Source organism: Amycolatopsis sp. NPDC049688, assembly GCF_040674975.1.
Lineage (GTDB): Bacteria > Actinomycetota > Actinomycetes > Mycobacteriales > Pseudonocardiaceae > Amycolatopsis.
The window spans coordinates 115,737-134,067 of record NZ_JBFANY010000022.1; the positions used below are offsets into that span (position 1 = coordinate 115,737).

Below are 18,331 nucleotides of genomic sequence, written 5' to 3' on the forward strand. Positions count from 1 at the left end.
TCCACGTCAGGACAGGCCGAGCAGCGAGCCCAGGCTGGTCAGGCTGACGCCGGGGCTGCCGACGATGCCCGGCACGCCCCGGGTGTCCCGCTCCTCGGCCAGCTCTTCGGCGGGCCGGTTCGCGTTGGCCGCGACGTCGCTGTCCGACGGCGCGACCGGCACTCCGCCGTAGGGCGCGTTCTGCGCTCCGCGGACGTTGATCGGGCTGCCCTTCGGTTCGGCACAGTACGCGTTGTCGGCCGCGGGCCGCGGGGTGAGGTTGTTCCCGGTGCGGTACTGCGAGTACGGGAGGTACCCCTTGGTGCAGGCCGGCGGGTTGAACAGGTTCAGCACCAGGCCGAGGTGCGCGGTGCCGTCGCCGGGCGCCACGCTGCTCGCCGCGCCGGCCAGCGCCGGGTACGTGACCAGGCCCTGCTCGATCCCGTCGAGCCGGGTCACGGTCAGGTTGGCCGTGGTGAGCAGGTTCGCCGTCAACGCGCCCAGGCCCGGCCCGGACTCCTTCAGGACCTGGCTGACCTGCGCGGCCACCTGCGGCGTGATGCCGATCAGCTTGCGCAGGTCGCCGTCGGAGTTCTTCAGGGTGCCGGTGAGCTCGTTGAGGCTCTTGCTGAACGACGCGAAGTTCTTCGCCTCGTCGTTCTGCGTGTCGAGGACCTGGCCACCGGCGTCCAGCAGCTGGATCGTCTGCGGCAGGTACTCCTGCGCGGTCGTGGTGAAGCTGCGCGCGGTGTCCAGCAGCTTCTGCAGGTCGCCGCCGGTGCCGCGGAAGGCGTCGTAGGACTCGTCGACGACCGTGCGCAGCGAGTCGACCGGGACCGACGCGGCGAGCGAGTCGAGGTCCCCGATCAGCCGGTCGGTGCTGACCGGCGTGGTCGTCTTCGACGCCGGGATCACCGAGCCGCCCTGCAGGTACGGGCCCTGGTCGGCCTTCGGCTTGAGGTCGACGTACTGCTCGCCGACCGCCGACCGGTTGGCGACGACCGCGTCGAGGTCCGCGGGCACCTTCGGCGCCGACGGGTCGATGTTCAGGTCGGCCTCGAGCCCGGTCGGGGTGAGGCGCATTTCGCCGACCCGGCCGATGTTGTAGCCGCGGTAGGTGACCTCGGCGTTGGTGAAGATCCCGCCCGATTCGTTGAGCTGCAGTTTCACCGTGTAGCCGTCGTTGCCGAACACGCTGCCGAGCCCGGCGAACCGGATCAGTGCGTAGACGATCGCGACGACGGAGATGACCGCGAAGGCCACCAGCTGGATCTTCGTCCGGCGGATCAGCATCAGCCCGCACCTCCCGAGAGGAGCCCGAAGAGGTTGCCCAGGCCCGGCTTCGACGACTGCAGCCCGGCGCCCGGGATCGGCAGCGGCGGTGGCTGGTTGGCCGGCGTGCCCTGGACACCGCCGGTCAGCCCGGCCAGCGGCAGCTGCCCGGACAGGGCGTTCTGCCGGCTGTTGCCCAGGTTGTCGACGATGGTCTTCAGGTTCAGGTCCACCTTCGCGTACAGGTTGAAGTAGTCGCCCTTGACGCCGTTGACGGCCTGGTCGCTGAACGGGAACGTCAGCAGGATCTGCAGCGCCTTCGGCAGGTCGTTGCCCGCCTCGCCGAGCTTCTGCAGCGTCGGCGTCAGCGCCTTGAGGTCGGCGACGAGGTCCTTCTGCGACTTGTTGACCGTGTCGGTGGCGACGCCGGAGAGGTGGTCCAGCGCCTGCAGCATGGTGACCAGCTGGCCGCGCTGCTGCTCCAGCACGCCGAGCCCGGGCCCGAGGTTGTCGACCGCGCCGACCAGCTTGTCCTTCTGGTCGTTCAGGGTCGAGGACAGCCGGTTCAGCCCGTCGATGGCCCGGGTGATGTTCTGCGACTGCTTGTCCAGGTTGGTCACCAGCTGGTTCGCGTTGTCCAGCAGCGCCTTGATGTCCGGCTCGCGGCCGGAGGTGGCCTTGTTGAGTTCCTTGGTGATCGTGTTGAGCTGGTCGATCCCCCCGCCGTTGAGCAGCAGCGACAGCGCGCCGAGCAGCTCTTCGACCTCGACGCTGCGGTTCGTCCGGGCCAGCGGGATGGTCGCGTGGTCGGCGAGCTTGCCCTGGGCCTGGTCGGTGCCGGGCGAGGCCAGCTCGACGTACTTCTCGCCGAGCAGGCTGGACTGCTTCACGTTGGCGATCGCGTTGGCCGGCAGCTTGATGTCGCCGTTCACCTTCAGCGTGACCAGCGCGTGCCAGCCGTCCTTGGTGAGGCCGACGTTCTCGACCCGGCCGACCGGCACCTCGTCGACCTTCACCCCGGCCTGCGGGGTCAGGTCGGTCACGTCCCGGAACTCGACGTTCACCGTGTACGGGTGGTCGCCGAGGTCGGCGCCACCGGGCAGCGGCAGGTCGTAGATGCCCTTGAAGGCGCACCCGGAGAGCACCAGCGCGGACGCGGTGGCGAGCGCCCCGACGGTCAGGAGCTTCTTCACTGGCCACCTCCGTAGAGCTGCCCGGCGATGGGCAGCGGGAGCGGCGGCAGCTGACCGGACTGCAGGGCCTGCACGGTCTGCGCCACGGACGGCAGCGGGATCACCTTGTCGACCACGGCGGCGATGTTCTCGCAGGCGTTGCCGAGCACGTCCGGGATGCCCTTGGTGCCGACCTGCTTGAGGAGCCGGCAGATCATCACCAGCGGCGGCTGGGTGAGCTCGTTGAGGTTCGGCCGGGCGTCGAGCGTGCCGGACGCGCCGTTGTAGGTGTTCACCAGGTTGCTCAGGCCGACCGGGGCGACGTCGAGGATCTCGGCGAGCGAGCTGCGCTGGTCGACGAGCACCTTGGTGATCCCGGCCAGCTTGTCCACATTGGACTTGAGCCGGTCGTGGTTGGCGTCGATGAACGTCTGCACCGAGGTGAGCGTGGTGCCCAGCTGCTGCACGGTCGCGGCCAGGTTGTCCTTTTCGGACGCCAGGTAGCCGCTGACGTCGGCGAGCTGGCTCTCGAAGCTGCGGACCGACTTGTCGGAGTCGGCCAGCGTCTGCGAGAACTTGCCGAGGTTCTGGACCGTGGTGAACAGGTCGTCCTTGTTGCCGGCCAGCGTCCCGGCCGCCTGGCCGAGCTTGGTGATCGTGTCGTGCAGGGCCTGGCCGTTGCCGTCGACGTTGGCCGCCGCGGTGTTCAGCAGGTTCGACAGCGATCCGGTCTTGTTGGCGCCGTTCGGGCCGAGGGTCTCGCTGACCCGGGCCAGGCTCGACGCCAGCTGGTCGACCTCCAAGGGCACCTCGGTGCGGTCCAGGCCGATGACCGCGCCGTCGGAGATCCGCGGGCCGCCGGTGTAGGCCGGGGCCAGCTGGACGTACCGGTCCGAAACCAGCGACGGCGCCACGATGAGCGCCTTGGCGTCGGCCGGGACGGCGACCGAGCGGTCGTACTCGAAGTCGACCTTCACCTGGTTGCCCATCGGCGTGATCTTGGTGACCGTACCCATGTCGACGCCGAGCATCCGCACGCTGTTGCCCTCGTACAGGCCGACAGCGCCGGCGAAGTACGCGGTCAGGTGGTTGCGGCCGGCGTCCTTGAGGGTCCACCAGATGCCACCGGCGACGACGAGCGCGAGCACGATCGCGATGGTGAAGCCCCGGGTCAGGGCCGCGCCCAGACGGGTGTCACTCATTTCGTGTAGCACCCCTCTTCGTTGATCGGGCCGAACGACGGCAGCAGCAGGCCGCAGATGTAGTTGTCGAACCAGCGGCCGTTGCCGATGGTGTTGGTGAAGACGCGGATGAAGGGCGCGAACTTCTTGAGCCCCTCGGCCAGCGAGTCCTGGTTGCGCTGCAGCATCGACGTCAGCTGGTCGAGCTGGGTCAGCACCGGGTCGAGCTGCTTTCCGTTGTCGTCGATGAGGCCCTGCAGCTGGGTGGCCAGCTCGCGGGAGCCGTTCAGCAGCGCGGTGATCGCGTCCTCGCGCTTGGCCAGTTCGGCGAGCAGGTCGTTGCCGTCGTCGAGGAGCTTCTGTACCTCGGCGTCGCGGTCGACCAGCGTCTGCGACACCTCGCGGGTGTTGGCGAGCAGGTTCGACAGCTGCTGGTCGCGCGAGGCGATCGTGTCCGACAGCTTCGACAGGCCCGACAGGGCACCCTTCACGTCCTGCGGCGTGTTGGCGAAAGTCTGCGAGATCGTGTCGAAGCTCTGGGCCAGCTGCTTGGTGTCGATGTTGTCGACGGTCTGGGACAGCCCGCGGAAGGCGTCGAGCACGTCGTAGGGCGCCATCGTGCGGTCGCGCGGGATGCCGGTGCCCGGGTTCAGCGCCTTCTCCCCCTGCGGGTCCAGCGACAGGTACTTCTGCCCGAGCAGCGTCTTGATCTTGATCGCGGCGCTGGTCCGGTCGCCCAGCCAGGCGTCCTTGACCTTGAACGACACCTTCACCGACGCGCCGTCGAGCTCGATGTCGCTGACCTTGCCGACCTTGACGCCGGCGATCCGGACGTCGTTGTCCTTCTGCAGCCCGGAAGCTTCGCTGAACTCGGCGCTGTAGGTGGTGCCGCCGCCGATCACCGGCAGGTCGTCGGAGTTGAGCGCGGCGGTGAAACCGAGCGCCAGCACGACGATCCCGACCAGCGCGATCGGCACGGGGTTGCGCTTCTGGAAGGACTTCATCCCTGGCACCTCGCCCGGTTGACCGGGATCAACGGGAGGGCCACGTCGTTGATCAGGGGCGGCAAGCTGACACTCCCGGAGAACTCGCAGGCGTAGAAGTTGAACCAGGAGCCGTAGTCCGCGGTGCGGGTCAGCGTGCTCACCTTGGTCGGCAGGAACTGGATGAAGTGCTCCAGCTCCGGCTCGTTCTTGTTCAGCTGGTTCGTGAGGTTGCCGAGCGCGCTGATGTCGTTCTTCAGCGGCTCCCGCACCTCGCCGAGCAGCCCGGACGTCGTTTCGGCCAGGTTGCCGAGGCTCTCGATCGCGTCGCCGATCGGCTTGCGGTCGGCGGCCAGCCCGGACACCAGCTGCTGCAGCTTCACGATCAGGTCGTTGAGCTGCGGCGTGTGCGCGTTGACCGTGTCGAGCACCGAGTTGAGGTTGTCGATGACCTCGCCGATCACCTGGTCCTTGTCGGCGATCGTGGTGGCCAGCGACGCCGTGTGCGACAGCAGGCTTTCCACGGTGCCGCCCTCGCCCTGCAGGACCTGGATGACCTCGTAGGACAGCTTGTTGACGTCGTCGGGGTTGAGCGCGGTGAACAGCGGCTTGAAACCGTTGAACAGCTCGGTCAGGTCCAGCGCGGGCGTGGTCCGCTCCAGCGGGATGGTGCCGCCCGGCGGCAGCGTCTTGCCGGAGCTGTCGTCGCCCTCGCCGAGCGAGACGTACCGCTGGCCGACCAGGTTGCGGAACTTGATCTGCGCGGTCACCCCGGCCGGCAGCGTCCGCCCGGCGTCCACTTCGAACTCGACCTCGGCCTGCCGCTTGTCCACGATCTTGACGTCCTTGACCTGCCCGACCCGGACACCGGCGATCCGCACGTCGTCGTTGGGCAGCAGCAGCGTCGCGTCGGTGAACCGCGCGTGGTAGGCGTTGGTGCTGGTGGTGTTGATGTTGGCGATGCTGATCCCGAGGATCGTCGTGAACAGCACGGTGACGACCACGAAGATGCCCAGCTTGATCAGCGGCGCGAGCAGGCCCCTCACTTGACCGTCACCTCCGCACCCCGGTACAGCGGGCCGACGAGCAGCGAGCTCCAGCCCGGGACGTCGGCGGCGTTCATGCCCAGCTGCGGGCCGAGCAGGTCGGCCAGGAAGCCCTGCTCCGCCGTCGAATACGCCAGATCACCACCGCTGCCGCCGTTGCCGGCCGCGTCGGCCTTGAACTTGGCCGGGTTGAGGCCCTCGCCGGCGCTCTTCGGCGCGGCCTGGTGCAGCGTGCCGTCCTTGAACGCGCCGTCCGGCGGCTCGGACGGGAACGGCTTCGGGATGTCCTTGATGTCGTAGCAGCGCGGGCCGCGCTTGTCCTCGAACCGCGGCTCTTCCTTGCCCGCCTGGTAGGGCGCGCGCGGCACGATGATCTCGATCGTGGCGTGCAGGCCGGGCTGGTTGGTGCCGGCGCCCAGCGCCTGGTCGATCAGCGGCACGTTCTTCGCCATCTGGGAGATCACGCAGGGGTACTCCGGCGCGTACTTCGCCAGCAGCTCGGCCGTCGGCCGGGCGGTGCCGACGAGGGAGATGATGTTGTCCTTGTTGTTCTGCAGGAACGTCTGCAGGTCCACCGACGCCTGCGTGAGGCTGCCGTAGAGGTCGCTCAGGTGCTGCCGCTCGTCGACCACGGTCCGGGTCGTCGTGCTCAGGTTGTCCAGGCTCTGCACCAGGTCCGGCGCGGCGTCCTTCAGGTGGTCGGAGAACTCCGCCAGCGCCTTCAGGTTGTGCTGCAGCTCGGGCTCGTGCGGGTTCAGCTCGCCGATGTAGGTGCCCAGCTGCGACAGCGTGTCGCCGAGCTGGTCGCCGCGGCCCTGCAGCGCCGTCGAGATCGCGGTGAGCGTCGCCGACAGCTTCTGCGGCTGGACCGCCTGCAGCACCGGCATCAGGTGGGAGAACGCCTGCTCCAGCTCGACCGCGCTCGACGTGCGGTCCTGCGGGATGACGTCCCCGTTGGCCAGGGTCTTCGCCGAGGGGTCCTTCGGGATCTCCAGCGAGACGAACCGCTCGCCGAAGAGCGTCTTGGGCAGGAACCGCGCCGAGACGTTCTCCGGGATCAGCTTCGCCGACTCCGGCTGCAGCGCCAGCGTCAGCTCGGCGCCGTGGTCGGTGGCGACGATGTCCTGCACCGACCCGACGATCAGCCCGCGCACCTTGACGTCGGACTGCTTGATCAGCTGGTTGCCGATCTTGTCGGCCTGCAGCTTGACCGTGACGACCGGCGTGAACGCCTTGTCGTAGAGCGCGATGGACAGCGCCACCCCGCCGACCATCACGGCGATGAGCAGCAGGCCGAGCAGCCTGCGTCGGAGCGTCCTCATCCCGCGATCCTTACCGTGACGTCGGTTCCCCAGATGGCGAACCCGATGAAGAAGTTCATGATCGACACCGTGACGATGGACAGCCGCACGGCCTTGCCGACCGCGACGCCGACGCCGGCCGGGCCACCGGTCGCCCGGTACCCGAAGTAGCAGTGCGACAGGATGATCAGGACGCTGAACAGCAGCACCTTGATGAACGAATAGAGCACGTCCTGCGGTGGCAGGAAGAGGTCGAAGTAATGGTCGTACGTGCCTGCTGATTGGCCGTAGATGTAGATGACGACCAGTCTCGACGCGAGGTACGAGCTGAGCAGGCCGATGATGTAGAGCGGGATGACCGCGACGAACCCGGCGATGATCCGCGTCGTCACCAGGTACGGCAGGCTCGGCACACCCATGACTTCCAGGGCGTCGATCTCCTCGGAAATCCGCATCGCGCCCAGCTGCGCGGTGAACCCGGCGCCGACCGTGGCGGACAGCGCGAGGCCGGCGACCAGCGGCGCGATCTCGCGGGTGTTGAAGAACGCGGTCAGGAAGCCGGTGAAGGCCGACGTCCCGATCGAGTTCAGCGCCGAGTAGCCCTGGAGGCCGACGAGGACACCGGTGAAGAGCGTCAGGCCGACCATCACGCCGACCGTGCCGCCGATGACGGCGAGCGAGCCGGAGCCGAAGCTCACCTCGGCCAGCAGCCGGAGCACCTCTTTGGTGTAGCGGCGGATGGTCCGCGGCGTCCACAGCAGCGCGCGGCCGTAGAAGGACATCTGGTCACCGAGGGTGTCCAGCGTCTGGAGCGGCCGGTTGACGACGCGTTTCGCGCCCTGGAGGAACGTCATGGCGCTAGTCCAGCTTTCCGGGCACGATCTGCAGGTAGATCAGGGTGATCACGAAGTTCACGACGAACAGCAGCAGGAACGTGATGACCACCGACTGGTTCACCGCGTCCCCGACGCCCTTCGGGCCGCCGGAGGGGTTGAGGCCCCGGTAGGACGCGACGACGGCGGCGATGAACCCGAAGATCAGCGCCTTGAGCTCACCGACCCACAGGTCGGGCAGCTGCGCGAGGGCGGAGAAGCTCGCCAGGTACGCACCCGGCGTCCCGCCCTGTAGCACGACGTTGAAGAAGTAGCCGCCGAGCACGCCGATGACGCTGACCATGCCGTTGAGCAGGAGCGCGACCAGCATCATCGCGAGGGTGCGCGGCACGATCAGCCGCTGGACCGCGGAGACGCCGAGCACCTCCATCGCGGCGATCTCTTCGCGGATGGTCCGGGCGCCGATGTCGGCGCAGACGGCCGAGCCGCCCGCGCCCGCCACCAGCAGCGCGGTGACCAGCGGGCTGGCCTGCTGCACGGTGGCGAGCACGGAGCCCGCGCCGGTGTAGGACTGCGCGCCCAGCTGGCGGGCGAGCGAGCCGAACTGCAGCGAGATGACCGCGCCGAACGGGATGGCCACCAGGGCCGTCGGCAGGATGGTCACGCTCGCGATGAACCAGGACTGCTGGATGAACTCCCGCAGCTGGAAGGGCCTCTGGAACAGGCCGCGGACGATGTCCAGGCCGAGGGCGAACAGGTTCCCGGTCTCGCGGAGCATGCCGATCCCGGGGATCTTCGCCTGTGTTGCGGGAGAGCTCACCGGCCACCTGGCCCGTTGTTCGGTGGCAGTCGGTGCGTGCCGGTTCTCGGCGGCTGGCCGCCGCCCGGGATCCGGGCCACCTGGTCGGCGGGCAGCTGGCCGTGGTGCTGGTTCGGGACGCCGTCACCCGGCGGCCGCATCCCGGCCGGGACCTGCTGCGGCTGCCCGCGGTGCGGCCGCACGCCGTAGTGGCGCTGCTCTTCCGGGCTCAGCGACTCGATGATGCTCTCCTGCGCGGCCGGCGGCAGCCGGTGCATGATCTCCATGACCCGGTCCTTCCGGCGGACGGCACCCATCCGGGTGGCCACGCCCGGCGTGGTCTGCATCTGCGGCGGCACCCCGCTGATGTCCTCGACCCCGCCCGCGTGGTGGCCGGCGTCGAACATCGCCTGCTCGGCGGCCATCTGGGCGGAGTCCTTCTCCTCGGACATGCCGATCGGACCCTGCATCTTGCCGTTGAGGAACTGCTTGACGACCGGCTCCTCGCTGGTCAGCAGCACTTCGCGGGGGCCGAACATGACCAGTTCCTTGCGGAAGAGCATGCCCAGGTTGTCCGGGACCGTGCGGGCCAGGTTGATGTTGTGCGTGACGATCAGGAACGTGGCGTCGATCTGCGCGTTGACGTCGAGGAACAGCTGCGAGATGTAGGTGGTGCGGACCGGGTCGAGGCCCGAGTCCGGCTCGTCGACCAGGATGATCTCGGGGTCGAGCACCAGGGCGCGGGCCAGGCCGGCGCGCTTGCGCATCCCGCCGGAGATCTCGCCCGGGAGCTTCTTGTCGGCGCCGTTCAGACCGGTCATGTCGAGCTTTTCGAGCACGATCCGGCGGATTTCCGTCTCGGACTTCTTGGTGTGCTCGCGCAGCGGGAAGGCGACGTTGTCGTAGAGGTTCATCGAGCCGAACAGGGCGCCGTCCTGGAAGAGGACGCCGAAGAGCTTCCGGATCTCGTAGAGCTTGTGCTCGGAGCAGGTGACGATGTCGACACCGTTGATCACGCAGCGGCCGCGGTCGGGCTTGAGCAGCCCGATCATCGACTTGAGGAAGACGGACTTGCCGGTCCCTGACGGGCCGAGCATGGCCGACACTTCGCCCGGGGGGAGCGTCAACGTGACGTCCCGCCAGATGGTCTGCTTACCGAAGGACTTCGTCAGACCTTCGATGACCACCTCGGCACCCATCGCACCTCCAGGAGCTGTTCCGCGTCATTGCGCCCGCTGCCACACCCTGCCACCCACGCCGGCGGCGGATGTGGGCCGGTGGCGCCCACGAACCCGCGTCAACCAGGTGCAACGAGCTGAGTGCGAACAGGTTACTCACCAGTTTTCTTTTCTGGCCAGCCCCAGGCCCATCGTCATCCCGCCGTGATCGCCAATGCGCAGCACGGTAGCCCAAACGGGGCAACAGCGCAGTTCTTACGGCCCCGGAACCCGCGGTTTAGGGGCCCGGGCTATTCGGACACCGGCCCTAGGGGATCACTGCGAGGGCGGCGACGACCAGGAGGAACAGCACGGGCGCGACGACGGCCGCCACGGAGAGGGCGAGCCGGGGCTCGCGGTCGGTGAGCCGGCGGACGAGGAGCTCGAGGTGTTCGGGGTCGGTCATGGTCATCGAGTCGCTGCCGGGGCCGCGCGCGCAACATCCGGGCAAAAGGGACGGGGCGGGCATCCTGGTGGATGCCCGCCCCGTCACGAGGTGGTGCGCAGGCGCTGACGCGCCCGGGATCACTTGATGGTGATCTTGGCGCCCGCGGCCTCGAGCTTCTCCTTGGCGGCCTCGGCGGCCTCCTTGTCGACCTTCTCCAGGAGGGCCTTGGGAGCGGCCTCGACCAGCTCCTTGGCCTCCTTCAGGCCCAGGCCCGAGACGACCTCGCGGACGACCTTGATGACCTGGATCTTCTTGTCGCCGGCGCCCTCGAGGACGACGTCGAACTCGTCCTGCTCCTCGGCGGCGGCGGCCGGGGCGGCACCCGGGGCGGCAGCGGCAACGGCGACCGGCGCGGCGGCGGTGACGTCGAAGACCTCTTCGAACTCCTTCACGAACTCGGACAGCTCGAGGAGGGTCAGCTCCTTGAAGGCGTCGATCAGCTCGGCGGTGCTCAGCTTCGCCATGATGGCTTCCTCTCAGAAAAACGAACTAGACGTTCGGGGTGGGGGTGGTTCAGCTCTCGGCGGGTGCTTCGGCTGCTTCGGTACCGGCGGCTTCGCGCTGCTTCTCCTCCAGCGCGGCAGCCAGGCGGGCGACCTGGGACGCCGGCGCCTGGAACAGCGCGGCGGCCTGGGAAAGCTTCGCCTTGAACGCGCCCGCCGCCTTGGCGAGCAGGACCTCACGGCTGTCGAGATCGGCGATCCGGTTGATCTCGTCCACGGACAGCGCTTTGCCGTCCATGTAGCCGCCCTTGATCACAAGCGCGTTGTTGTCCTTCGCGAAGTCGCGAAGCGCCTTGGCGGCGTCGACAGCTTCACCCTCGACGAAGGCGATGGCGGTCGCACCGACAAACAGGTCCTCGAGACCCTGGATGCCGGCGTCCTCGGCCGCCCGCTTGACCAGGGTGTTCTTCGCGACCCGGTACTTGGCACTGGTGCCGAGAGCGCGGCGCAGCTGGGACAGCTGGGACACGGAGAGGCCGGTGTACTGGGTAACGACGGTGGCCGAGCTGGTGCGGAAGCTCTCCGCGATCTCGGCGACGGCCGCCACCTTGTCGGGCTTCGCCATGGTCGCCTCCTCTCTTGGCTAGTGGGTTCCACTGGCTCTTCGAGGGGCTCCGCAAAACGACGAAACGCCCTCGCGCAGACAGGCGCGGGGCGTCTTCGGGCACCTGGGTGCCCGGCCTCGTTCCTCCTGCGCGGGCCGCCCGGCGTGATGCGGGACCTTCGTTCCCCACCTGCGGCGGGGAAAACCAGCGGTCTTCGGTAGAACCGTCATCGAGAATACCTTGTCAAGCCGACATGCCTTCTCCGACCCCCACCTTCGCGGCGGAGTGGGGCATCATGGTCACGTGGCGGAGCAGCGCGATGACGGAAAGCCGGGCTCGGAAATCGAACCGGCGGGCCCGAACGCGCCCACGGGCGGCCTGCCGGCGCTGCCCCAGCCCTCCGTGCCGGGCTCGCCGGCGCTCCCGCAGCCGTCCGGTGGCTCCGGTCAGCCCCCGATGGACCCGGACCAGCTGGAGCAGTTCCGCCAGTTCCAGCAGTTCCAGGACTACCTGAAGTTCACCCAGGCTCAGCAGGGCAACCAGCCGGCACCCCCGGCGAACGCCGGAGTGGTTCAGGCCCCGCCGTCACAGCCGGTGCCCCAGCAGGGCGGCCAGCCGCCGATGATTCCGCCGGGTTACCAGCTGGTGCCCACCGAACGCCGTCGCGCACCGAAGTGGGTCACCTGGCTCGGCAAGAAGGTCATCGCCTGGGTGCTGGCGATCGTCATTCTGGGCCTCGCGGCCACCTGGCTGTACAACCACTTCTTCCCGAACGACTCGGGCAAGTCCTCCGCCCAGCTGGCCCAGGAGGGCGGCGGGAAGTACCACACGAACCACGTGTTCTCGAAGAATCCCTACGAGGCCGTTCGCTTCGTGTACCAGGACATCGCCCAGGGCAGCGTCGACGACGCGTGCGGCCGGTTCGCCTACGACGCGACCAAGGGCGTCGACATCCAGAGCAAGTTCGCCCAGGACCTCGGGCAGAACGACTGCCGCCTGGCTGTCCAGGCGATCCACGCGCAGGTGCAGCCGAAGGACCGCAACAACTACGCCGAATCGGTGCCGTCGTACGTCTCCGAGCCCTTGCCCGGCGACGTGGTCACGATCGACTCCTGCTCGTTCTCGATCACCGGCGGGCCCGCGCTGGGTGTTTTCACGGTGTCCAAAGTCGAACTGGGCCAGTGGCTCATCACCGGCCACGCCCCCGGCCCGGCCAAGTGCGGCAGCCCGGCCCCGACCCGCTAGCGCGGGTGCGGCGCCGCCAGGAAGGACACCAGCGCCTCCGCGAACGCCGATGACATCACCGCCGTCATGTGGTCCCCCGGGATCCGCACCAACCTTGCCCCCGCGATCGCCGCCGCCAGCCTCTCCGGCTCCGCCGCCAGCTGGTCCTGCTCGCCCGCCAGCACCAACGTCGGCACCCCGATCGACGACAGGTCCAGGTGCCCCTCCCGCGAAGCCAGCGCCACCGCCGCCAGCGCCCGGCGATCCCCGCCCGTCGCGTCGGCCAGGAGCCGGAACGGCACCCCCGACGGCGGGACCAGAGCAGGGTCCTCCGCCAACAGCGCCGAAGCGATGTCCGCCGGCTTCACCACACGCAGGTCCACCCCACCGAAGTCGACGATCCCCGAGCCCACCCCACCGGTCGCGAGGCAGCGGATCCGCTTGTCCGCCGCCGTCACCGTCAACGCGATGATCGCGCCCATCGAGTAGCCCACCATCGACACCTCGTCGAGGCCCAGCTCGTCCAGCAACGCCGAGACGTCCCGCGCCATCGCGTCCTCGGCGTAGCAGGCCTCGTCGTACGGCTTCTCGGACCGGCCGTGGCCCCGGGCGTCCAGCGAAATCACCGTGAAACCCGCGCCACGCAAAGCCGCGACGACGCCGGTCGAGATCCAGTTCGCGTTCGTGTCCGCGGCGAAGCCATGCTGCAGCAGCACCGGGCGGTGGGCGCCGTCGCCCTCCCACACGGTGTAGTTCAACCGGAGGCCGTCGAACGACGCGAAAGTCGGCATGCCGTCAATAAGACACGAAGAAAGGGCGCCCCCGCAGCAAGCGGGGACGCCCTTTCTCGTGATCTCAGCCTCAGACGGCCGCTTCCTCCGACAGGAGGTTGCGGGTCCGCAGCGGGTCGACCGGGATGCCCGGGCCCATCGTGGTGGTGAAGGTGACCTTCTTCAGGTAACGGCCCTTCGCCGACGACGGCTTGGCCCGCAGGATCTCGTCCAGCGCCGCCGCGTAGTTCTCGACCAGCTTCTCCGTGTCGAAGGAAGCCTTGCCGATCACCAGGTGCAGGTTGGCCTGCTTGTCGACGCGGAAGTTGATCTTACCGCCCTTGATGTCCTGCACGGCCTTCGCGACCGCGGGGGTCACCGTGCCGGTCTTCGGGTTCGGCATCAGGCCACGCGGGCCGAGGATGCGGGCGATGCGGCCCACCTTGGCCATCTGGTCCGGCGTCGCGATCGCGGCGTCGAAGTCGAGCCAGCCACCCTGGATGCGCTCGATCAGTTCGTCGGTGCCGACCGCGTCCGCGCCGGCGGCTTCGGCCTCGGCGGCCTTGTCGCCGACGGCGAAGACGATGACGCGGGCGGTCTTACCGGTGCCGTGCGGCAGGTTCACGGTGCCGCGGACCATCTGGTCGGCCTTGCGGGGGTCCACACCGAGACGCATCGCGACCTCGACGGTCGCGTCCATCTTGGTCTTGGACGTTTCCTTCGCCAGCTTCGCGGCCTCGAGCGGCGCGTACAGGCGCGCCTTGTCGACGAGCTCCGCAGCCTGGCGGTAAGCCTTGCTGTGCTTGGGCATGTCTGCTGTTCCTCAATTCAACGGATCAGTGTGGTGACGAGCCAGCCCTGGCTCTCCCACGGGTACTTCGGGAAATCAGGCGTCGACGACCGTGATGCCCATCGAACGAGCAGTGCCGGCGATGATCTTCGCGGCCTGGTCGATGTCGTGCGCGTTGAGGTCGGTCTCCTTGGTCTTGGCGATCTCGCGGACCTGGTCCCAGGTGACCTTGGCGACCTTGGTCTTGTGCGGCTCGCCGGAGCCCTTCTCCACGCCCGCGGCCTTCAGCAGCAGCTTCGCGGCCGGCGGCGTCTTCAGCTTGAAGTCGAACGACCGGTCCTCGTACACGGAAATCTCGACCGGGACGACGTCCCCGCGCTGCGACTCGGTCGCGGCGTTGTAGGCCTTGCAGAACTCCATGATGTTGACGCCGTGCTGACCCAGCGCGGGGCCGACCGGCGGCGCGGGGTTGGCCGCACCCGCCTTGATCTGCAGCTTGATGATCGCCGCAAGCTTCTTCTTCTTGGGTGGCATTTCTTTTCCTGTCCTGTACTACGTTCCCCGCGTACCTGCCGTGGACGCGGGGACTGCGGCCGAGGAGGCCGGCCGTCAGATCTTGGAGACCTGGTTGAACGACAGCTCGACCGGGGTCTCCCGGCCGAAGATCGACACCAGGACCTTCAGCTTCTGCCCGTCGACGTTGACCTCGGAGATCGTCGCCGGCAGCGTCGCGAACGGGCCGTCCATGACCGTGACCGACTCGCCGACCTCGAAGTCGACCTCGACGGCCGGGCCGCCGAGCGGCGCCGCCGCGGCGGCCTCGCCCTTGCTGGCCTTGGCCGGGGCTTCCTTCTCGACCTGCGGCGCGAGGAACTTCAGCACCTCGTCCACGGTCAGCGGCGACGGCCGCGAGGTCGCGCCGACGAACCCGGTGACACCCGGCGTGTTGCGCACTGCGCTCCACGAGGCGTCGTTCAGGTCCATCCGGACCAGGATGTAGCCGGGCAGCACCTTGCGCTGCACCTGCTTGCGCTGGCCGTTCTTGATCTCGGTGACCTCTTCGGTCGGGACCTCGATCTGGAAGATGTAGTCCTCGACGTCCAGGGTCTGGGTCCGGGTCTCGAGGTTGGTCTTCACCTTGTTCTCGTACCCGGCGTAGGAGTGCACGACGTACCACTCGCCGGGCGCGGCGAGCAGCTCGGAACGCAGCTTGGCGACCGGGTCCTCGTCGTCCGCGGCGGGCTCGGCCGCGGTCTCGTCGATCACGTCGTCGGCGGAAGCGTCGTCGTCACCGGAAGCGGCGGCGTCGTCGTCGACCTCGGAGTCCGACACGTCGACGGGCTCGAGGTGCGCGGATTCCTCGTCACCGAGTGCCGTGTGCACCTGCTCGTCGGAAAGCTCGGTCAGGTCGTGACCGGCTGTTGTGCCGTTGTCGGAGGTCACGTTCCGTCCTCTCAGTTGATCATTGCGGGCCAAGGCCGGGACCTCGGCCCCATCGGCGCGCGCCGGGGGCGCGTCAGCCGAAGATCTTGCCGATGCCCCACTTGAATGCCAGGTCGAGCACGCTCACCAGGCCCACCATGAAGACCACGAAGGCCAGCACGACCACGGTGTAGGTGACCATCTGCTTGCGGTTGGGCCAGATGACCTTGCGCAGCTCCGCCCAGACCTCGCGGATGAAGCGCACCAGCCGCGCGAACACGGAGGCCTTCTTCGGCTTCTGGTCCCGCTTCGGAGTCGGCGCGCCCTTGGCGTCGGGGGCGGACTTCTCCCCCGACTTCCCGGCCGGGCGGGTCTTGTCGTCCGCACGTGCCGCGGACTTCCCCGCCGGGCGAGCGGTCGCACGGCGCTCACGCCGGGCAGCGGCTGTGACGGGACGGGACGGGCTCTCGGGCTTCTGCCCGGTGCCGTCCTGCTCCTGCTCGCCGCCGCTGGCGTCGCTGTCGCTCACGACCACTCCTCCGCTCCACCAGTTCCGTTACGCAGGGGTGACAGGACTTGAACCTGCAACCTGCGGTTTTGGAGACCGCTGCTCTGCCAATTGAGCTACACCCCTGTGGAGCCCCGATCGCTCGGAGCCCCGGTGGACGCATTCCATCGTCCCCACCATCCAGGCGGGGATGACCGTAGTGCGTTCCAAGTCCCGAAGTCTACGGCAAGCCTCGCGGGGGCCCGCAACCGCGCCCCCCGATCGACCACCGCACCCCGGCCGGCCTGCGGAAAACTCCCCGCCGACCTCCTGATCATGCCAGGATGTCGGCCATGACGACCACCCCCCGTCCGGCGGGGGCTCCGGCCGGGCTCGGCCTCGCGCTCCCCCAGTACGGTCCGCTCGCCGACCCCGCCGCCGTGCCGCGCTTCGCGGCCGCTGCCGAGAGCCTCGGCTACGCGTCGCTCTGGGTGGGTGACCGCATCCTGGCGCCCCTCGCGCCGTCGGACCTCTACCCGGGCGGGGGCACGCCGGAGCACCCGTACCCGAGGGAGTTCGAGACCTTCGCCGACCCGTTCACGACGCTGGCGGCCGCGGCCGCCGTCACGAACTCGGTCCGCCTGGGGATGAGCGCGCTGACCGGCCCGGTCTATTCCCCGGTGCTCCTCGCCAGGGCGCTGACCTCGCTCGACCTCGCCAGCGCGGGACGGCTGGACGTCGGCTTCGGGCTCGGCTGGCTGCGCGAGGAGTACTTCGCCACCGGCGTGCCGTGGAGGGGCCGGGGCCGGCGCCTCGAAGAGCTGCTCGACGCGCTGGAGGCGCTGTGGACCGGCGACCCGGCGGAGCACGAGGGCCCGCAGTGGCGGATCGCACCGTCGACGGTGGGCCTGCGCCCGGCGCAGCAGCCGCGCCCGCCGCTGCTGCTCGGCGGGTTTTCGCCGCCGGCGCTGGCCCGGGTGGGGCGCCGCGCGGACGGCTGGCTGGCCGGCTGGATGCCGAGGCAGTACCTCGACGGCCTCTGGTCCGTCGCACTCGAAGCGGCGGAGAAGGCCGGGCGCGATCCGGGCGGGCTGCGCCGGGTGCTGCGGATCAACCCGCGGCCGGGCACCGGGGTGGACACGGTGGCCGACGTCCCGCCGTGCCTGGACGTCGCGCGCGAGGCGGGCATCACCGAGGTGCTCCTCGACCTGCACTACGTCGCGAAGGACGTCGACCACGCCTTGGAGCTCGCGGCGGAGCTCATCGCGAGCTGACCGCGTCACCCGGATTGAGTAGCTCGCCGCGGGACCGGTTTCGGTAGAAACGAAGAAGTGGCGAAGAAGAGCGGTGGCGGCTGCCTGGTGGTCGTGCTCGTGGTGGGGCTACTGGCCTTCGGGTACTACAAGTGGCAGCACGGCTCGTCGTCGGCACCCCCGGACGGCGCGGACACCGGCGGCGGCAGCGGCCGGTACGTCGCCCTCGGGGATTCGTACACGTCCTCGCCGCGGACCGGGCGCCAGGCGGGGACGCCGGCGGGCTGCGAGCGGTCGGACGACAACTACCCGCACCTGGTCTCGGCGAAGCTGAAGCCGGCCCAGTTCGCCGACGTCAGCTGCGGCGGCGCGACGACAGCGCACCTGACAGCGGCCCAGAAGACGGGCAACGGCACGAACCCGCCCCAGCTGGACGCGGTCAACGCGGACACGACGCTGGTGACGCTGGGCATCGGCGGCAACGACGTCGGCTTCTTCTCGTACGCGTCGGGGTGCGCGACCACGCACTCGAACGGCTCGCCGTGCAAGGACCGCCTGACCGCGGGCGGCCACGACCAGCTGGCCGAGCGCATCGACGCGACGGCCCCGAAGATCGGCGCGATCCTCGACCGCATCCACACGAAGGCCCCGCAGGCGAGGGTGGTGGTGGTCGGCTACCCGACGGTCCTCCCGGACGGCGACGGCTGCTGGCCGTCGTTGCCGTTCGGCGCGGGCGACATCGCGTACTTCCGCGGCGCGCTGGAGAAGCTGAACAAGATGCTGGAGGACCAGGCGGACGCCCACCGGGCGGGCTACGCGGACACGGCGACGCCCGGCAAGGGGCACGACGTGTGTTCGGCATCGGACAAGCGCTGGGTGGAAAGCCTGCTCCCGGCCTCACCGGCGGCGCCACTGCACCCGAACGCCCGCGGCGAGCAGGGCATGGCCGACGCGGTGGTGGCGGTCCTGAAGCTCCCGTAGCCGGTCTGCCGCGGCTGGTCGTGAGTGAGAAACAGTGTTCCAACACTGTTTCTCGGCGGCAGGTGCGCGCATGGGAGCTGCGGATTGAGGACGGGCGTTGGGTGGCCTGCTGTCAGGGCGGGCTC

20 protein-coding genes and 1 tRNA gene are annotated in these 18,331 nt (G+C 69.1%); 3 read left to right on the top strand and 18 right to left on the bottom strand.

The annotated features are described in order from the left end of the window. Nucleotides 1-6: 6 nt before the first annotated feature. The 12 genes from AB0J55_RS41800 to rplJ form a co-directional block, all read right to left on the bottom strand. Complete coding sequence (locus tag AB0J55_RS41800) at nucleotides 7-1,272, bottom strand: MlaD family protein (RefSeq protein ID WP_364262313.1); 1,266 nt, start codon at nucleotides 1,270-1,272, stop codon at nucleotides 7-9. Beyond that, nucleotides 1,272-2,444, bottom strand: coding sequence for an MCE family protein (locus AB0J55_RS41805; RefSeq protein ID WP_364262316.1), 1,173 nt, complete (start codon nucleotides 2,442-2,444; stop codon nucleotides 1,272-1,274). Before AB0J55_RS41805 ends, AB0J55_RS41800 begins: the two co-directional genes overlap by 1 nt. Beyond that, nucleotides 2,441-3,625 carry an MCE family protein gene (locus AB0J55_RS41810; RefSeq protein ID WP_364262319.1) on the bottom strand — a complete coding sequence of 395 codons (1,185 nt, stop codon included), beginning with the start codon at nucleotides 3,623-3,625 and terminating at the stop codon, nucleotides 2,441-2,443. Before AB0J55_RS41810 ends, AB0J55_RS41805 begins: the two co-directional genes overlap by 4 nt. After that, nucleotides 3,622-4,608 carry an MCE family protein gene (locus AB0J55_RS41815; protein WP_364262322.1) on the bottom strand — a complete coding sequence of 329 codons (987 nt, stop codon included), beginning with the start codon at nucleotides 4,606-4,608 and terminating at the stop codon, nucleotides 3,622-3,624. Before AB0J55_RS41815 ends, AB0J55_RS41810 begins: the two co-directional genes overlap by 4 nt. Continuing rightward, nucleotides 4,605-5,633 carry an MCE family protein gene (locus AB0J55_RS41820; protein ID WP_364262325.1) on the bottom strand — a complete coding sequence of 343 codons (1,029 nt, stop codon included), beginning with the start codon at nucleotides 5,631-5,633 and terminating at the stop codon, nucleotides 4,605-4,607. The genes AB0J55_RS41815 and AB0J55_RS41820 overlap by 4 nt, the downstream gene beginning before the upstream one ends. Further along, nucleotides 5,630-6,955 carry an MCE family protein gene (locus AB0J55_RS41825; RefSeq protein WP_364262328.1) on the bottom strand — a complete coding sequence of 442 codons (1,326 nt, stop codon included), beginning with the start codon at nucleotides 6,953-6,955 and terminating at the stop codon, nucleotides 5,630-5,632. The genes AB0J55_RS41820 and AB0J55_RS41825 overlap by 4 nt, the downstream gene beginning before the upstream one ends. Continuing rightward, on the bottom strand, nucleotides 6,952-7,788 hold the full coding sequence (locus AB0J55_RS41830) for an ABC transporter permease (RefSeq protein ID WP_191311632.1): 837 nt from the start codon (nucleotides 7,786-7,788) through the stop codon (nucleotides 6,952-6,954). The genes AB0J55_RS41825 and AB0J55_RS41830 overlap by 4 nt, the downstream gene beginning before the upstream one ends. 4 nt (nucleotides 7,789-7,792) lie before the next feature. After that, nucleotides 7,793-8,545: an ABC transporter permease gene (locus AB0J55_RS41835; RefSeq protein WP_013222532.1), complete on the bottom strand. Its 753-nt coding sequence runs from the start codon at nucleotides 8,543-8,545 to the stop codon at nucleotides 7,793-7,795. Between the two features lie 38 nt (nucleotides 8,546-8,583). Further along, complete coding sequence (locus AB0J55_RS41840) at nucleotides 8,584-9,765, bottom strand: ABC transporter ATP-binding protein (protein ID WP_364262333.1); 1,182 nt, start codon at nucleotides 9,763-9,765, stop codon at nucleotides 8,584-8,586. Between the two features lie 286 nt (nucleotides 9,766-10,051). Continuing rightward, complete coding sequence (locus AB0J55_RS41845) at nucleotides 10,052-10,195, bottom strand: hypothetical protein (protein ID WP_364262336.1); 144 nt, start codon at nucleotides 10,193-10,195, stop codon at nucleotides 10,052-10,054. Nucleotides 10,196-10,308: 113 nt separating this feature from the next. Next, nucleotides 10,309-10,695, bottom strand: coding sequence for a 50S ribosomal protein L7/L12 (gene rplL, locus AB0J55_RS41850; protein WP_043781774.1), 387 nt, complete (start codon nucleotides 10,693-10,695; stop codon nucleotides 10,309-10,311). A gap of 49 nt (nucleotides 10,696-10,744) precedes the next feature. After that, entirely contained in the window at nucleotides 10,745-11,299 is a 555-nt protein-coding gene (gene rplJ, locus AB0J55_RS41855) for a 50S ribosomal protein L10 (RefSeq protein ID WP_176173328.1), read from the bottom strand. Nucleotides 11,300-11,582: 283 nt separating this feature from the next. On the opposite strand from rplJ, the gene AB0J55_RS41860 reads away from it, so the two are divergent. After that, nucleotides 11,583-12,524: a hypothetical protein gene (locus AB0J55_RS41860; RefSeq protein ID WP_364262340.1), complete on the top strand. Its 942-nt coding sequence runs from the start codon at nucleotides 11,583-11,585 to the stop codon at nucleotides 12,522-12,524. On the opposite strand, the gene AB0J55_RS41865 is transcribed toward AB0J55_RS41860, so the two are convergent. The 6 genes from AB0J55_RS41865 to AB0J55_RS41890 all read right to left on the bottom strand — a co-directional run bounded on the left by AB0J55_RS41865 (nucleotide 12,521) and on the right by AB0J55_RS41890 (nucleotide 16,119). Continuing rightward, on the bottom strand, nucleotides 12,521-13,294 hold the full coding sequence (locus AB0J55_RS41865; RefSeq protein WP_364262343.1) for an alpha/beta fold hydrolase: 774 nt from the start codon (nucleotides 13,292-13,294) through the stop codon (nucleotides 12,521-12,523). The two genes, AB0J55_RS41860 and AB0J55_RS41865, sit on opposite strands and share 4 nt — an antisense overlap. Nucleotides 13,295-13,364: 70 nt before the next feature. After that, on the bottom strand, nucleotides 13,365-14,084 hold the full coding sequence (gene rplA / locus AB0J55_RS41870; RefSeq protein ID WP_033261457.1) for a 50S ribosomal protein L1: 720 nt from the start codon (nucleotides 14,082-14,084) through the stop codon (nucleotides 13,365-13,367). A gap of 75 nt (nucleotides 14,085-14,159) precedes the next feature. Further along, nucleotides 14,160-14,597 (bottom strand): 50S ribosomal protein L11, encoded by a 438-nt coding sequence (rplK, locus tag AB0J55_RS41875; protein WP_043781763.1) that lies wholly within the window; start codon nucleotides 14,595-14,597, stop codon nucleotides 14,160-14,162. Nucleotides 14,598-14,672: 75 nt separating this feature from the next. Continuing rightward, nucleotides 14,673-15,506, bottom strand: a complete 834-nt coding sequence (nusG, locus tag AB0J55_RS41880) for a transcription termination/antitermination protein NusG (protein WP_364262347.1) — start codon at nucleotides 15,504-15,506, stop codon at nucleotides 14,673-14,675. Between the two features lie 73 nt (nucleotides 15,507-15,579). Then, nucleotides 15,580-16,020 carry a preprotein translocase subunit SecE gene (gene secE / locus AB0J55_RS41885; RefSeq protein WP_364262349.1) on the bottom strand — a complete coding sequence of 147 codons (441 nt, stop codon included), beginning with the start codon at nucleotides 16,018-16,020 and terminating at the stop codon, nucleotides 15,580-15,582. 26 nt (nucleotides 16,021-16,046) lie between these two features. Next, nucleotides 16,047-16,119 (bottom strand) — tRNA-Trp (locus AB0J55_RS41890). Between the two features lie 206 nt (nucleotides 16,120-16,325). On the opposite strand from AB0J55_RS41890, the gene AB0J55_RS41895 reads away from it, so the two are divergent. Together AB0J55_RS41895 and AB0J55_RS41900 are read left to right on the top strand one after the other, a co-directional pair. Then, entirely contained in the window at nucleotides 16,326-17,246 is a 921-nt protein-coding gene (locus AB0J55_RS41895; RefSeq protein WP_364262352.1) for a TIGR03619 family F420-dependent LLM class oxidoreductase, read from the top strand. A 57-nt stretch (nucleotides 17,247-17,303) separates the two neighbouring features. After that, nucleotides 17,304-18,206 carry an SGNH/GDSL hydrolase family protein gene (locus AB0J55_RS41900; protein WP_364262355.1) on the top strand — a complete coding sequence of 301 codons (903 nt, stop codon included), beginning with the start codon at nucleotides 17,304-17,306 and terminating at the stop codon, nucleotides 18,204-18,206. Nucleotides 18,207-18,331 lie beyond the last annotated feature (125 nt).

Excerpts from the sequence above, each read along its gene's own strand:
- AB0J55_RS41800 (WP_364262313.1), bottom strand. The coding sequence starts at position 1,272 with ATGCTGATCCGCCGGACGAAGATCCAGCTGGTGGCCTTCGCGGTCATC.
- AB0J55_RS41810 (WP_364262319.1), bottom strand. The coding sequence starts at position 3,625 with ATGAGTGACACCCGTCTGGGCGCGGCCCTGACCCGGGGCTTCACCATC.
- AB0J55_RS41815 (WP_364262322.1), bottom strand. The coding sequence starts at position 4,608 with ATGAAGTCCTTCCAGAAGCGCAACCCCGTGCCGATCGCGCTGGTCGGG.
- AB0J55_RS41825 (WP_364262328.1), bottom strand. The coding sequence starts at position 6,955 with ATGAGGACGCTCCGACGCAGGCTGCTCGGCCTGCTGCTCATCGCCGTG.
- AB0J55_RS41830 (WP_191311632.1), bottom strand. The coding sequence starts at position 7,788 with ATGACGTTCCTCCAGGGCGCGAAACGCGTCGTCAACCGGCCGCTCCAG.
- AB0J55_RS41835 (WP_013222532.1), bottom strand. The coding sequence starts at position 8,545 with ATGCTCCGCGAGACCGGGAACCTGTTCGCCCTCGGCCTGGACATCGTC.
- AB0J55_RS41840 (WP_364262333.1), bottom strand. The coding sequence starts at position 9,765 with ATGGGTGCCGAGGTGGTCATCGAAGGTCTGACGAAGTCCTTCGGTAAG.
- AB0J55_RS41845 (WP_364262336.1), bottom strand. The coding sequence starts at position 10,195 with ATGACCATGACCGACCCCGAACACCTCGAGCTCCTCGTCCGCCGGCTC.
- rplL (WP_043781774.1), bottom strand. The coding sequence starts at position 10,695 with ATGGCGAAGCTGAGCACCGCCGAGCTGATCGACGCCTTCAAGGAGCTG.
- rplJ (WP_176173328.1), bottom strand. The coding sequence starts at position 11,299 with ATGGCGAAGCCCGACAAGGTGGCGGCCGTCGCCGAGATCGCGGAGAGC.
- AB0J55_RS41865 (WP_364262343.1), bottom strand. The coding sequence starts at position 13,294 with ATGCCGACTTTCGCGTCGTTCGACGGCCTCCGGTTGAACTACACCGTG.
- rplA (WP_033261457.1), bottom strand. The coding sequence starts at position 14,084 with ATGCCCAAGCACAGCAAGGCTTACCGCCAGGCTGCGGAGCTCGTCGAC.
- rplK (WP_043781763.1), bottom strand. The coding sequence starts at position 14,597 with ATGCCACCCAAGAAGAAGAAGCTTGCGGCGATCATCAAGCTGCAGATC.
- AB0J55_RS41895 (WP_364262352.1), top strand. The coding sequence starts at position 16,326 with ATGACGACCACCCCCCGTCCGGCGGGGGCTCCGGCCGGGCTCGGCCTC.